This window comes from Paenibacillus taichungensis (assembly GCF_003287275.1).
GTDB classification, from domain to species: Bacteria; Bacillota; Bacilli; order Paenibacillales; family Paenibacillaceae; genus Paenibacillus; species Paenibacillus taichungensis_A.
In genome coordinates, this window is record NZ_QEVW01000002.1 from 100,460 (window position 1) to 113,426 (window position 12,967).

Annotated in this window: 13 protein-coding genes and 1 other annotated feature (1 of these 14 only partly in view); of the genes, 8 read left to right on the forward strand and 5 right to left on the reverse strand. The window is 48.5% G+C overall.

Annotated features, from left to right (window positions below; all coding sequences use genetic code 11):
• Positions 1–2 precede the first annotated feature (2 nt).
• Both cls and DC345_RS02795 read left to right on the forward strand, forming a co-directional pair.
• Positions 3–1,442: a cardiolipin synthase gene (gene cls / locus DC345_RS02790; protein ID WP_113051817.1), complete on the forward strand. Its 1,440-nt coding sequence runs from the start codon at positions 3–5 to the stop codon at positions 1,440–1,442.
• Positions 1,443–1,789: 347 nt separating this feature from the next.
• A complete protein-coding gene (locus tag DC345_RS02795) occupies positions 1,790–2,698 on the forward strand; it encodes a YitT family protein (protein WP_072734452.1) in 909 nt (302 codons plus the stop codon).
• A gap of 59 nt (positions 2,699–2,757) precedes the next feature.
• Here DC345_RS02795 and ligD read toward each other — a convergent pair whose 3' ends face one another.
• The 5 genes from ligD to ku form a co-directional block, all read right to left on the reverse strand.
• The gene (gene ligD / locus DC345_RS02800) at positions 2,758–3,648 is read right to left on the reverse strand and encodes a non-homologous end-joining DNA ligase (RefSeq protein WP_113051818.1); all 891 of its coding nucleotides are present in this window, start codon (positions 3,646–3,648) and stop codon (positions 2,758–2,760) included.
• 80 nt (positions 3,649–3,728) lie between these two features.
• Positions 3,729–4,694: an ATP-dependent DNA ligase gene (locus DC345_RS02805; RefSeq protein ID WP_113051819.1), complete on the reverse strand. Its 966-nt coding sequence runs from the start codon at positions 4,692–4,694 to the stop codon at positions 3,729–3,731.
• A 70-nt stretch (positions 4,695–4,764) separates the two neighbouring features.
• A complete protein-coding gene (locus DC345_RS02810; RefSeq protein WP_181586455.1) occupies positions 4,765–5,862 on the reverse strand; it encodes a GerAB/ArcD/ProY family transporter in 1,098 nt (365 codons plus the stop codon).
• 219 nt (positions 5,863–6,081) lie between these two features.
• Complete coding sequence (locus DC345_RS02815) at positions 6,082–6,951, reverse strand: VOC family protein (RefSeq protein ID WP_113051821.1); 870 nt, start codon at positions 6,949–6,951, stop codon at positions 6,082–6,084.
• A 314-nt stretch (positions 6,952–7,265) separates the two neighbouring features.
• Complete coding sequence (gene ku, locus DC345_RS02820) at positions 7,266–8,177, reverse strand: non-homologous end joining protein Ku (protein ID WP_113051822.1); 912 nt, start codon at positions 8,175–8,177, stop codon at positions 7,266–7,268.
• A 195-nt stretch (positions 8,178–8,372) separates the two neighbouring features.
• On the opposite strand from ku, the gene DC345_RS02825 reads away from it, so the two are divergent.
• The 6 genes from DC345_RS02825 (at position 8,373) to tsaD (ending at position 11,969) form a co-directional block, all read left to right on the forward strand.
• The gene (locus DC345_RS02825) at positions 8,373–8,669 is read left to right on the forward strand and encodes a hypothetical protein (RefSeq protein WP_113051823.1); all 297 of its coding nucleotides are present in this window, start codon (positions 8,373–8,375) and stop codon (positions 8,667–8,669) included.
• Between the two features lie 5 nt (positions 8,670–8,674).
• The gene (locus DC345_RS02830; RefSeq protein ID WP_053783520.1) at positions 8,675–8,851 is read left to right on the forward strand and encodes an H-type small acid-soluble spore protein; all 177 of its coding nucleotides are present in this window, start codon (positions 8,675–8,677) and stop codon (positions 8,849–8,851) included.
• 193 nt (positions 8,852–9,044) lie between these two features.
• Complete coding sequence (gene tsaE / locus DC345_RS02835; RefSeq protein WP_113051824.1) at positions 9,045–9,527, forward strand: tRNA (adenosine(37)-N6)-threonylcarbamoyltransferase complex ATPase subunit type 1 TsaE; 483 nt, start codon at positions 9,045–9,047, stop codon at positions 9,525–9,527.
• Between the two features lie 2 nt (positions 9,528–9,529).
• A complete protein-coding gene (tsaB, locus tag DC345_RS02840; protein WP_113051924.1) occupies positions 9,530–10,378 on the forward strand; it encodes a tRNA (adenosine(37)-N6)-threonylcarbamoyltransferase complex dimerization subunit type 1 TsaB in 849 nt (282 codons plus the stop codon).
• Positions 10,379–10,395: 17 nt separating this feature from the next.
• Positions 10,396–10,917, forward strand: a complete 522-nt coding sequence (gene rimI, locus DC345_RS02845; protein WP_113051825.1) for a ribosomal protein S18-alanine N-acetyltransferase — start codon at positions 10,396–10,398, stop codon at positions 10,915–10,917.
• Positions 10,914–11,969: a tRNA (adenosine(37)-N6)-threonylcarbamoyltransferase complex transferase subunit TsaD gene (gene tsaD / locus DC345_RS02850; RefSeq protein WP_063564484.1), complete on the forward strand. Its 1,056-nt coding sequence runs from the start codon at positions 10,914–10,916 to the stop codon at positions 11,967–11,969. Before rimI ends, tsaD begins: the two co-directional genes overlap by 4 nt.
• A gap of 696 nt (positions 11,970–12,665) precedes the next feature.
• Positions 12,666–12,967 (forward strand) — a binding site (T-box leader) (it continues 44 nt past the right edge of the window).

The following is a 12,967-nucleotide window of genomic DNA, read 5'->3' on the forward strand; positions in this document are numbered from 1 at the left end:
GAATGTTTTGGCTGGTCATTATATTGCTCGTATTTACTTTTCAGGCAGCCACCATTCTGTTGCTGGAATTCCGTAATCCGGCGAAAGCTGTGGCATGGCTTTTTATTTTATTCTGTGTACCCTTGATCGGCTTTGTGGTGTATTATTTTGTCGCCCAGGACTACAGCAAACGCAAGAAGGTCCGTAAAGGCGGTTCGCGAATCTTTCGTGAAATACGGGAGACGATCTGGGAGCAGGCACATATTGTCGAGCATGCCGATCAGATGTCAGGCGGCCGCTACAATCATCAGCATCGTTTGTTCAACCTGCTGTCACACCTGTCTGAGAGCCCGATTACAGGCTGTAATCGGAGTCAAGTACTGACGAATGGTGAAGAGACATTTGAAGCCATGTTGAGGGCAATGGAACAGGCAGAGCACCATTTGCATGTTGAATTTTATATTTTTCGAGATGATGTCATCAGCACGAAGTTTCAGGATGTGATGATTCGCAGGGCGAAAGAAGGCGTCAAAGTGCGTCTGATCTGCGATGGACTCGGCAGTCACAAGATGAGCTGGAGCTTTATCCGGAAGTTTCAGGAGGCAGGCGTGGAGTTTCATTATTTTCTGCCACCGCTCATTGCAACGATTGATCGAAGAGTGAACTACCGGAATCACCGTAAAATTGTTGTGGTGGATGGAAGGATTGGCTTCGTGGGTGGGATTAATATAGGGGATGATTATCTCGGACAATATCCAGAAGTTGGGTTCTGGCGCGATACTCATGTACAGATTGAGGGAGATGCCGTATATTTCCTGCAAAATACGTTCTTGAACGACTGGAAGCTCGCTTCCGGCGAGCAGATTACAGAGCCTCAACTGACAGAACTGTTCCCGCCACATATTTGCAGCGGGAAAGAGCGAATTCAGATTCTGGCCAGCGGGCCGGATCAGGACTGGGATGCCATTCAGGAAATGTGCTTTGGGGCGATTTCCGTGGCAAGCGAACGCATATATATCACGACACCCTATTTCATCCCGGATCCCGCATTGTACGAAGCAATTAAGACGGCTGCCGTCAGTGGAGTGGATGTGAAAATCATCATTCCGTATCAATCGGATTCTCGGCTGGTGCATTTGGCTTCTATGTCCTATGTCGAAGAATTGTTGCGTGCCGGAGTGAAGTTCTATCAATATCGCAAAGGCTTTGTACATGCCAAGGTCTTAATTGTGGATGATTTGCTTGCGACGGTAGGGACAGCCAACATGGATATGCGCAGCTTTTTCTGCAATTTTGAGTTAACCGCAGTATTGTTCGAGACATCATCCATGGAACGGCTGACTGAGGATTTTGAACGTGATCTGAATGATTGCAGCCAGATTGACGTGAAGGTGTTTCAGCAGCGCTCACGGTGGGAAAAAGGGGCAGAAATGCTTTCTCGCATGCTTTCTCCGCTGCTTTAGCCGTTATAAGGCGGATTTCTCAAGATAAGTTCACTTTTTGTGAATTTATCTTCTTTTTGCTAACTATTTTGCTCAAATTTGATCTTTTATGATATAATGTTTATATAAATTATGTCTTGGCGAAGGAGGGGAGTCTGCGGGAAAACAGGCTCCCTTTTGCTCTCTTTTGGAATTGTCAACCGGAATTAAGACATACTTGAATACATTTCATATAGCCTTTAGGTGCTTTTATTACGGGGTGCATATAGCGTTGGAACGGTGTTGTTCCTCTTTATGTAGGGTTCCTCTGGGGTACTTAAATGATTTATGAAATGGATTCACATATTGATCAAAACGGGGGGGATACCATGTCCAATGTATCGGTTAAAGAACTAACATCCAAGCCGGACCGCAATGTGAAGAGCTCGGTGTTTTCACTAAAGCTTCTGCAGCGCATTGTGATGATTCTGGTCGGTGCTGCACTGATGGCTGTGTCACTCGAAGTATTTCTCGTGCCGAATGGCGTTATTGATGGGGGAATAACAGGGATTTCGATTATGGTGTCAGAGCTTACACATCTGCCACTCGGAATTTTCCTAACCTTGCTTAACTTGCCTTTCCTGATTCTGGGGTATAAACAAATAGGTAAAACGTTTGCGTTGTCCACACTGCTCGGGATCGTTGTAATGTCCATTGGAACGTCATTGTTACACCGCGTTCCTGCACTGACGCCAGGTGAACCACTGCTTGGAGCTGTATTTGGTGGATTGATCTTGGGGGTTGGAGTTGGTCTCGTCATTCGTTCTGGCGGTTCACTGGATGGTACGGAGATTGTAGCCATACTGTTGAGTGAGAAATCACCATTGTCTGTAGGTCAGATCGTATTGTTCATTAACGTATTTATTTTTGCAGGTGCAGGTTTTGTGTTTGGTTGGCCAAATGCCCTGTATTCCATGATTGCTTATTATATTGCAATGAAGATGATTGATATTGTCAATGAAGGATTGGATCAATCCAAATCGGTATGGATTATCAGTGAGAAGTACCGTGATATTGGTTCAGCCTTAACCGACCGTCTGGGTCGTGGCGTCACTTTTCTGGATGGGGAGGGCGGCTTCAGCGGAGACGAGAAGAAAATTATATTTGTGGTTATTACCCGTTTGGAAGAAGCCAAGCTGAAGTCCATTGTTGAAGATTGGGACCCACATGCTTTTGTGGCAATAGGTAACATTCACGATGTGAAGGGCGGACGTTTCAAGAAAAAAGGTATACATTAGCGAATCTCATCGCGAGTAAACGAAAAAATAGCCGGTACCCTTGGTTTGAGGGTGACCGGCTATTTTTGTTTTAAATGCTGGATGATCAGTTCAACAGGCTGGGGGTCGACAGCTGCGATCAGATCCCCGGTCTTCGTCAGGCGTTCCACGATGTTCATCAAGTGGTAATCCTTAACCGAAACGTTGTTCCGAACTTCATCCCATGTGAGAGGAGTGGACACTGTACCGCCTGGTTTGGCGCGGGGAGTGTAGGGAGCTGCAAGCGTTTTGCCACCGTAATGCTGGAGGTAATCAAAATAAATACGATCCCCCCGGTCTTTTTTTAGTCGTTCCAGTGTAAATAGATCCGGATGTTTTTGAGTGACGTATTTGCCTACAAAATAACCAATGTCTCTTAATTCATCGAAGGTTACACCTTGGCGGATCGGAACAATAATTTGTACACCTGTGGCACCAGAAGTTTTCGGTACCGATCTAAGACCAAGTGAAGTCAGCGTTTCCCCCACGATCAGGGCAGCCTGCATGATGCGGGGTTCTTCTTCCTGCGAAGGATCGAGATCAATCATCCATTCACAAGGCAGATGGCTACCTACAGCATGTAAGGAAGGATGAAACTCAAGAGCGGCCAGATTGCCAAGCCATAACAGATCAGGAAGGTCATTCATCACTACATATCGAATCCCATCATGCATCTCCGTTCGTACAAACTCCGGAACGGGCTCTGGAGCATTTTTCTGATAGAAAAACTCGCCGCCTGCACCATGTGGATAACGTATCGTGGTGAGCAGCCGATTTCGGGTGTACGTCAGTAGATAGGGAGCCAGCGCCGCTAACTTTTGTAAATAGACAGCCTTGGTTACACCTGCTTCGGGCCATAACAACTTGTCCGGATTGGTCACGGTAAGCTCCATTCCATTAATCGTTATGGTGCCCTTTATTGTATGGGCCATGAACAACACCTCCTGTGGTAAACAAGTATAGTTTTAAATGGGAAGTCATTTTAATGTTTCAGGCGGCTGGAAAAGGAGGTTTATCGTTCAGGCATAAGATGACTGATCTGGCTGATCTCACACTCATCTCGCTTTACCGAAGCAAAAGTCTGGATGCTTGGGTGACGTAGGGTAAGATGGTGGGTGAGTTCCATGAATTGCACTTTGACGCCGATCTGTGGTTCAATCCATGTCGTCTCCGCGCTTCTCTCGGGTATGTTATGAAAAGGTCTATCCTTACGAATAAGAGGTTGTACTTCTTCGGTTAGTTTACGCCAGGAGTCCGAGTTCAGCTTACCCGTGCCGACATGACCAATATAGACAAAGTTAGGCCCATCATATACACCGACTGCAATTGCATTGACGATGCCGCTGCGGAAGGTGACCCCTCCAATCAGGGCATATAGGTCGTGGAAAATCTTAACCTTCTGCCAACGTTGATCCTTGCCGTTGATTCCATAGGTACTGGAAAGGTCTTTACATACAATTCCCTCCATCTGGTGCTGTCTCATCACAGAGAGCAGGGCGTCGGGATCTGACGTGTTGGTTACTTCCTGAACATGGGGAGCAGAATTCAGAACTTGATGCAGCAGACGCTGACGATCTGCAAGTGGTTGATCTGTGACCCATACCCCATCGCAGAAAAGAATATCAAATACCATATAAGTCACCGGAATCTGGTTTACAGCTTGGGCAATGCCATCCGGTCTGCTCATGCGATCTCGCCGCAGCACGTGATAGAAGGATGGTTTTCCCGTATCTGGATCAAGGGCAATAATCTCTCCATCCAAAATATAAGAAGGGACGGAGCACAGATTGCGTGGCTGAACCAGTTCAGGATATTGTGCAGTTCGGTTGTGCAATCTGCGATTAACTAACTGAATTCCCTGGCCGTCCTCGTAAGCAAGCATGCGGACCCCATCCCATTTGATTTGGGCAATCCAATTTTGCCCGGTAGGGATCACATCACGGGATATAGGTTCAAAAGGAACCAAGGGATTGAACATGTGCTTAAAACTCCTTTCCTCTTTCAAATCTGCCTGGAGGTTGATCCTCTATAAGTTGAGTAGGGAAAGTTTAGCTCTTCCGCAGCCGTGCTTTCAGTTTATGTACCGTAATAAGCAGTAAAGGAATCCCGATACCACAAGTCAAATCCCAATCAATCCAATACGGAATTACGACTTTGAGATAGAAATTTTCGTTGGGTGCTAGAACAATGGACATGGACAGAATCAACATGGCGCCAGGCAAAATGAGTGGACGATAGCTGGACAATTTGAAGAGATGACTGATTCCGAGTACAAAGCTATAGAAGAACAGAATGCTCTTGAAAAAGACGGCAATAATCCAGACGGAAGCCATAAATGCCTCAATCCGCTGTAAAAAGTTGCCTATATTGATCTTCAGCGACAGATTAAATGCTGCAAACCAGTGGTGCTGCGTCATAAATGGACCCATGACCAGCAGACAGATGGTTAGTGTGAGGGTAAGCATCAATCCCCCTATGATGGCTGCTAGAAGGATATCCTTTTCCCAATGTGCTTCCTTTTTAGCATAAGGAAAGAGCATAAGAAAGATGCACAATTCACAATAAGGATAGGTAAGCACAGCGACAAAGCCTTTAAAGGGATTCAGAAAGCCTTCTGCAAGAACGGGCTTGATGTTGTCCAGATGTGAATGCGGGAATAGACAGACGGTCAGAATGAGCAGAAACAGCACAATCAGGGGCAGAAGTACCTCGGCACTTCTGCCTATGGGTTCCAGACCGGAGAAGAGTCCCCAGGCAAGAGTACAAACAAAAAGCAAACTCACAATGAAGAGAGGGGATTCAGGCAGGAGCTGGGTCGTCATGAAATCCCCAATTTCTCTTATGAATGCAGAAGTACCCATTAGAAAATAGAATAGATAAAAACAGCTGATGAACGCCCCGATCCAGGGTCCGAGAGTATACAATGCATGTTGGATCAGATTCATCCGGGGTTGCAATTTGTATACAACGAGCATGATGGACAGTACCCCTGCTCCCCCGGCAACGCCCATTAATGCAGATATCCATGCATCCTGATGCGCATATGAGGTGACCATTGAGGGGAAGACGATAATCTGTTCACCAATCGTGCATAAGAACATCAGTGAGCCCAGTTGTCTTACAGTTAAACGCCCCTTTTCAATCATGTGGGTTCTCCTTCGCATATCGATCTAGATATTGGTTAGGTTGCGCCAATAGCACCAGTTTTATTAGGAAATGGATAAAGGCATAGATAAATATAAAAAAAGGTAGGCAAAAAAGCCCGGACAACGAATTTCCCCATGTTAGAGCGAGGAAATTGGTGTCCGGGCTAATCAGAACGTAGTCAACTTAACGCACAACATTTAATTCACGGATTCCCCGTCTTAGTTCGTTGAGGTCAAGCGAATACGAATATTCTGTGGGTCTACAGTAAACCAGTCCATACCTTGCTGTTCAATAGATGCGTTGGATTGACGCAGTTGTTCTACAGCTTGTTCTAATTGTTCTTTTCCGTCATAAGTGATGGTGAAGTAGTCAATCCCTGTCGCATTGGCCGGATTCACAGGTGCGCCTGTACCAGCCCAAATGTTCAGTCCGATGTGATGGTGATATCCGCCTGCGGATACAAACAGGGCGGACATGTTAGCGAAGTTACCAACGATATCGAATCCAAGTGCTCCTGTATAGAAACGGCGCGACTCTTCCAGACTGCGTACATGGAAGTGAACATGGCCGATGACCGTTCCAGCAGGCAGACCCTGCCAAGGTTCGTTCGTGGCCAGAGCGAACAGGCTGTCTACATCAACAGGATCACTTGACATAATGTAGTTATTATCTGCATCTCGTTTCCAGGTGTCGCGCGCACGGTCTGCATAGATTTCGATACCGTTCTGATCTGGATCGGAAATGTAGAATGCTTCACTGACCAGATGATCACCTTGACCAATTTCGATGCCGGATTCAGCCAGATTACGAAGAGCAAGGCCCAGCGATTTGCGGTCAGGCAGCAGGATGGCGAAGTGATACAGACCTGAAGTGGAGCGAACAGGCATCGTCACTGCATCGGTCAACTGCTCAAGGCGCAGAAGAGACTGCTTCCCATCGGCTGTCAAGGTAGCGACTTTGTCACTGCGTTCAAGCAGTTTCAATCCGACCACCTCGGTATAAAATTGAATGGATCGATCCAAATTGCTGATTCGTAGACTTACTTCACCCAGATGGGTGGTAGCAGGGATTTGATAAGTAGAAGTCATAAGGAATTCCTCCTGTGTAAAATTTAGTTGAATTAGTTGAATTGTTGCGGTTCATTCATTGGCAATGGAATAGGATTATTATAATGTCATGGCTCATGTAGTTATGAGGCTTGACTGTACATTTATAAATAAGTTACTTTTCATAAGTTAATATAAAATATAAATCAACTTTCGTCAATTATATTTTCGATTTTGGTGTATTGAATCTTGGTTGCGCCTTACTTCAATTATGGAATACAAAACAAAAATCCGGCTTCTTGGCCGGATCTTCAATGTTGATGTTAGTGACTTGCGAATCCTGTGCTGTTTGCTGTTTACGCTTTGGGTTTAGGCGCAGCCTTCTTTCTTTTGGCAGGAGCGGGGGACTCTGTTTCTCCTCCAGCCACTGCTTGGACCGAAGTTTTCTTCGGAGCACGTTTCTTGGGTTTGGCTGTGGTGGTTCCGGGATCGGTTGGAATGGGCTTCACAGCTTCAATACTTGCTTGCAGTGCTGCCATGAGATCCATGACATTCGCTTCCGGCTTGGCAGGGGCAATTTTGATTTCTTCACCCGCTACTTTGTGATTGATCAGATCCAGCAGTTTGGCGCGATAGTCGTCTGTATATTTACCAGGTTCAAACGGAGTAGATAACTGATCGATCAGCAATTTGGCCATCGTCAATTCCTTCTCGTTTACGTTCAGAACCTCGGGCAGGTTGGGAACCTGAGAGACGGGACGAATCTCGTCCGGATAGAAAATGGTTTCCATGGAGAGGCAATCGTCCAGCACACGAATGGCGGCCAAACTACTTTTGGAGCGAATGGATATCTTGGCGATGCCAATCTTTCCTGTATCCCGCATGGCTGTCATTAATAGCTGGTAGGCGTTTCCTCCCGCTTGATCGGGAGAGAGGTAATACGTTTTTTGAAAATAAATCGGATCGATCTCCGTTAAATCCACGAAATCCAGAATGGTAATGGTTTTGCTGCTGGAATCATTTAACGCTTCAAGCTCGTCCTTTTCGAACAAGACGAATTTGCCTTTCTCATATTCATATCCTTTGGTGATCTCTTCCCATTGAACCTCAACTTCACAGGAAGGGCATTTACGTACATAAGCAAGTGGACTGCCGCAGACTTTGTGAATGTAACGCATGGAGATGTCTTTGTCTTCGGTAGCCGAAAACATTTTGACAGGAACATGAACCAGACCAAAGCTAATGGCACCTTTCCAGACCGTATGCATAAACGGCTCCTTTCCGAGAACATTTTAGGTATAGTATGGGCATTTCACGGGCGGGATAACCCTATTTTCCCGGATCGGTATGCTTCAGAAAGAGTGGGGGATGATAACAGAAACATCCTTGAAGATTTTCGCTTATAGCGTTGTTTTGAAAGAGGATGATGTTAGTTATTAACTATCACGTCAGGAGGTACCCCAATGAAGAACAAACGAGACGAAGCTGAAGCTCACGCCCATGCGTTCTCTCCGTATCCTCGTGCCGAGTCGGAAGGGTCTGAAGGTTTTCATACACCTGCAACAGCGGTTAACTGGGAGGCTATTACCTCAGAAGAGCTGCCGCTTGACAGGGAATCGTTCATGCTGGACATTGACCGGATGGTGAATGAGGGTCTGGGCGGTGGACAAGTTACAGAAGATAACGGATATATTGGTGAGAGTACAACAGATAGCATGGTGCGGGAATCGCATGATGATCCGGAAGGGGAGTATGAATAACAATGATGGATGTGAAACGTGCAAAAGCCATTTATGATTCCAAAGATACGATTGCTGTTACATTGGAAGGAGATCCGGTCTGGATCGAAAATGTGGATGAAGCCAATGGCATGGCAACGGTGCAGGTTGGCAGCAGACCGGGGAATACCCAGACGGTACGTGTAGACCGTTTGGAAGAGTAAAAGAGAACATCTGGTATAGGATGTCTAGGGAAGGCCGGTGCCGTCAGGTGCCGGTTTATTTGTCATTCGTGTGAATGGTGGCCTATCTTCCGTTCTGCTTCTGATCCTTCGATGTTGCGGGGTGAGAATGGGACCGATATAATAAGGTTCAAAGTGAACTCAGGCGGCTTGACCGCCAAAGGTGGGGCGTATATTGAATCAGACGCATGAGCAGTGGGTGTATCACTCCCATGGCATTGCAGATACAGAAGTACTCGCGTCCGCACTCGCTGAACAGGCAATCGCCGGCATGGTGATTGCACTAGACGGTGATTTGGGCGCGGGCAAAACGGCATTTTCGCAAAAGTTTGCCTGGCATTTGGGTGTACGTGAAGTGGTTAATAGCCCCACGTTTACATTAATTAAGGAATACGAAGGGCGTCTGCCCTTGTATCACATGGATGTGTACCGCATATCGCTGGAAGAAGCGGACGAGCTTGGACTGGATGAGTATTTCTATGGTACCGGAGTCAGTCTGGTGGAATGGTCCAGCATCATTCCGGAATTGCTGCCGCAGGAACACCTGCATGTGCAGATCGAGACGATGGGTCCAGAGGATCGAACGATTACGCTGGATGGGTATGGCGAGACTTATGCTGCCATGTGCCGACAGTTCAGACAGAATGGAGTCAAATGATGATGGAAGATTTACAAAAACAGCCGCGCCAGCGGTTTTTGGCGTTGGATACATCGACTGCGGTGATGGCAGCCTCAGTTATGGAAGGCCACGCTCTTCTGGAAGAACGTAATGAACGTGCAGAACGCAACCATTCGGTACACGTCGTGCCTGTAATGGAGCAGCTGCTGGAAGCTAGCAGCACGCAGCCGGGACAGCTGGACGGTGTTGCCGTTGGCATTGGCCCTGGCTCGTACACGGGCATCCGCATTGCGGTGACCGCGGCAAAAACGTTAGCCTGGGCGTGGGACATCCCCGTTGTCGGGGTGTCTAGCCTTCAGGCCCTGGCCTGGGGCGGCTGGCACAGCGGCCTCGCCGCCAAGGCTGAAGCTGCGGCAGAGGATGCCGCAGCAGGGGCTGGCGGAACGCCATCCGCGGACCAGGGCGGCACAGGTGCCGCCCCTGTCCACTGGATCGTTCCGCTTGTGGATGCACGGCGCGGTCAAGCCTATACCGCGCTGTTTGCCTCCGCCGGGAGCGCTGCGCCCCGGCGGCTGGCGCCAGATGCCATCCGTCTGGTGGACGGATGGCTGGAAGCCCTCGCCGCCCGCATGGCGGAAGCGGCGCCGGAAGAGCGGCCCGCTGCCGTCTGGATTGTCGGCGAGACGGGCCCGCATGCGGCAGCTGCGGCTGAGCTTCGCTGCCCTGCAGGAACGGCGCTCCAGCTCGTATCCTATGAGCTGGAGGGCCGCTGGGTTGGGCGCTTAGGCGCCGAGGCGCTGCTTGCAGGTCAGCGAGATGACGTGCATGCGCTCGTGCCCAACTATACCCAGCTGGCTGAAGCGGAAGCCAACCTGCTGCGCAAAGGCTAAAAGGGGAGGGGAAGCAGATGGACAACGTGGAGAATGACGAGCAGGAGGCAGCGCTTCAGTTCAGGTTCATGACTCTGGATGATATTCCCGATGTAATGATTATCGAACATGAAGCTTTCACCCTGCCCTGGACGGAAGAAGCATTTCAAAATGAATTGACACACAATCATTTTGCTAAATATATGGTCATGGAACTGGAAGGTACAGCGATCGGCTACGCCGGTATGTGGACAATCATGGATGAAGCCCACATTACCAATATTGCAGTCCGGGAAGCCTATCGTGGGCGCAAGCTCGGTGAGAAGCTGCTGGACGAACTGATGAGAACAGCGGCATATCTCGGGATGGAACGAATGACGCTGGAAGTCAGGGTTTCGAATCGGATTGCCCAGAGCTTGTATCAGAAAAAAGGGTTTGAATCGGCTGGTCTTCGCAAAGGGTATTACTCCGACAATGGGGAAGATGCGATGATTATGTGGGCGAATTTGCCGCCTGCGAGCCGGAGCGGCGAAGAGGAAGGAAGCGTAACGGATTCATGAAGGATTTCAATGAAAAGGTAAGTTCAGCACCATCTTATATATTGGCCGTGGAGACAAGCTGTGATGAAACATCCGTAGCGGTAGTCAAGGATGGACGAGAAGTGCTGTCCAATCTGATCTCCAGTCAGATCGAAACGCATAAGGCATTTGGCGGGGTTGTGCCTGAAGTAGCTTCACGTAAACACGTGGAAGTCATTACATTGATGTTGGAACAGGCTATTGAGCAATCCGGCATCCGTCCGCGTGATCTGAGTGCAATCGCCGTGACGCAAGGGCCTGGACTGGTTGGCGCATTGCTGGTGGGCATCGTGGCAGCGAAAACCATGGCCATGGCACTTGGCAAACCGCTCATTGGCACACATCATATTGCGGGACATATCTATGCCAACAGACTTACCCATGAGCTGCAATATCCAGCGATGGCACTGGTGGTTTCAGGGGGGCATACCGAGCTTGTGCATATGGAATCCGAAGGCAAGTTCAAACTGATCGGCCGTACACGTGACGATGCTGTAGGCGAGGCTTATGACAAAGTGGCGCGAGCACTGGGGTGTCCCTATCCGGGAGGACCGCACGTGGACCGGATGGCTGCTGAAGCAGAGCAGGCGGTACCTTTGCCACGCGTCTGGCTTGAAGCGGACTCTTATGATTTCAGCCTGAGCGGTCTGAAGTCTGCTGTACTGAATGTATTGAATCAAGCCAAAATGCGCGGAGAAACGCTTGAACCATCCGCTGTGGCACGGGGCTTCCAGGAAGCTGTCGTCGAAGTTCTGGTAGAAAAAGCGGTAAGAGCTGTCCGTGAATATGGATCACGTCAATTGCTGTTATGCGGTGGCGTTGCGGCAAACCGGGGATTGCGTTCTGCTTTGCAGGAACGTTGTGCGAAGGAAGGGCTCGAATTGCTGATCCCGCCAATGGAGTATTGCACCGACAATGCAGCGATGATTGGAGCTGCGGCGTATTTGAAGTGGCAGCGGGGAGAAATCTCGGAATTCGATGCCAAAGCTGATCCTGGACTTTCACTTGAGGCATGGTCTGTTCAATCCCTATAGAATGATTCATGGATTTGCAGGCTTGACAGCTTCAAGGGAAGACTGTATATTAATTACAAATTAAAACAGGAATACGATATGTTCAACTAAACATTTACACGATAGCTGAGAGTACAGAAATAACCTGCAGAAGCGAAGCGTTCGCCTTTATCACCGGATTTTCCCTTTTAGAGAAGGGAATCAAAGAAATCTGGGGATAACAGCGTTCGGAAGGTTGTTCTGGAGCGCCAGTGTAAATATTCATTTGTTGAACTTATATAGATTCCTGAACTGAAAACGCAATGAACAGGAACAGTAGGGCAATTCCCGGTCATAGAGAGCTGCGGGGTGGTGCAACGCAGTCGAAGGAAACCTGAAACTCACCTGGAAGCGGAACGATGGAACACGGTAACTCCCTGGGAGAAGCCGAAGGCCGATGATGGCCCAAAGTACATGGTTACGGGTTGCCTCCGTGAAAGGGCCGTTGTTGATGGAATACGGATGACATTATCGGTAGAAAATCAACAATAACTGAGGGGGCTTTTGTCACTTTGGGCAATGATAAGGTATGGACGCATACAGGATCAGCTCGAAGGAAATGAAAGTCAACAAGAGTGGTACCGCGAAGGTGAACAGCCTGTCGTCTCTTGCATTATTGCAGGAGATGGCAGGCTTTTTTGATTTTCAAAATGGTGATGTAATTCATGGTCACATATCATAAATGTAATGAACGGGAGCAGTAAAACGATAAAGCGCTCAGAGAGCTGCGGGATGGTGCGACGCAGTGGCTGGAATCGTTCGAATCTCGCCCGGGAACGGAGCTGTGGAAACAGGTGAGACCATGTCTCACCCCTTGTCCTTGTAACTAAAGGGCATCGTGGTACACAGCAACGGCTAACCTCCGTTATAGGGTGTTTCTCCTGCTGGATCGGTTGTTATTGTTGCGTATACGCAGCTGCAATGGATCTATGCTGGAGACGACGAGGTGGATGGTGCCTGGCGCAAGCCGGGACTATCAA

What these genes read in the sequence shown, in the direction of transcription:
- cls (WP_113051817.1), top strand. Translation starts at nt 3, where the DNA reads ATGTTTTGGCTGGTCATTATATTGCTCGTATTTACTTTTCAGGCAGCC.
- DC345_RS02795 (WP_072734452.1), top strand. Translation starts at nt 1,790, where the DNA reads ATGTCCAATGTATCGGTTAAAGAACTAACATCCAAGCCGGACCGCAAT.
- ligD (WP_113051818.1), bottom strand. Translation starts at nt 3,648, where the DNA reads ATGGCCCATACAATAAAGGGCACCATAACGATTAATGGAATGGAGCTT.
- DC345_RS02805 (WP_113051819.1), bottom strand. Translation starts at nt 4,694, where the DNA reads ATGTTCAATCCCTTGGTTCCTTTTGAACCTATATCCCGTGATGTGATC.
- DC345_RS02810 (WP_181586455.1), bottom strand. Translation starts at nt 5,862, where the DNA reads ATGATTGAAAAGGGGCGTTTAACTGTAAGACAACTGGGCTCACTGATG.
- DC345_RS02815 (WP_113051821.1), bottom strand. Translation starts at nt 6,951, where the DNA reads ATGACTTCTACTTATCAAATCCCTGCTACCACCCATCTGGGTGAAGTA.
- ku (WP_113051822.1), bottom strand. Translation starts at nt 8,177, where the DNA reads ATGCATACGGTCTGGAAAGGTGCCATTAGCTTTGGTCTGGTTCATGTT.
- DC345_RS02825 (WP_113051823.1), top strand. Translation starts at nt 8,373, where the DNA reads ATGAAGAACAAACGAGACGAAGCTGAAGCTCACGCCCATGCGTTCTCT.
- DC345_RS02830 (WP_053783520.1), top strand. Translation starts at nt 8,675, where the DNA reads ATGGATGTGAAACGTGCAAAAGCCATTTATGATTCCAAAGATACGATT.
- tsaB (WP_113051924.1), top strand. Translation starts at nt 9,530, where the DNA reads ATGGAAGATTTACAAAAACAGCCGCGCCAGCGGTTTTTGGCGTTGGAT.
- rimI (WP_113051825.1), top strand. Translation starts at nt 10,396, where the DNA reads ATGGACAACGTGGAGAATGACGAGCAGGAGGCAGCGCTTCAGTTCAGG.
- tsaD (WP_063564484.1), top strand. Translation starts at nt 10,914, where the DNA reads ATGAAGGATTTCAATGAAAAGGTAAGTTCAGCACCATCTTATATATTG.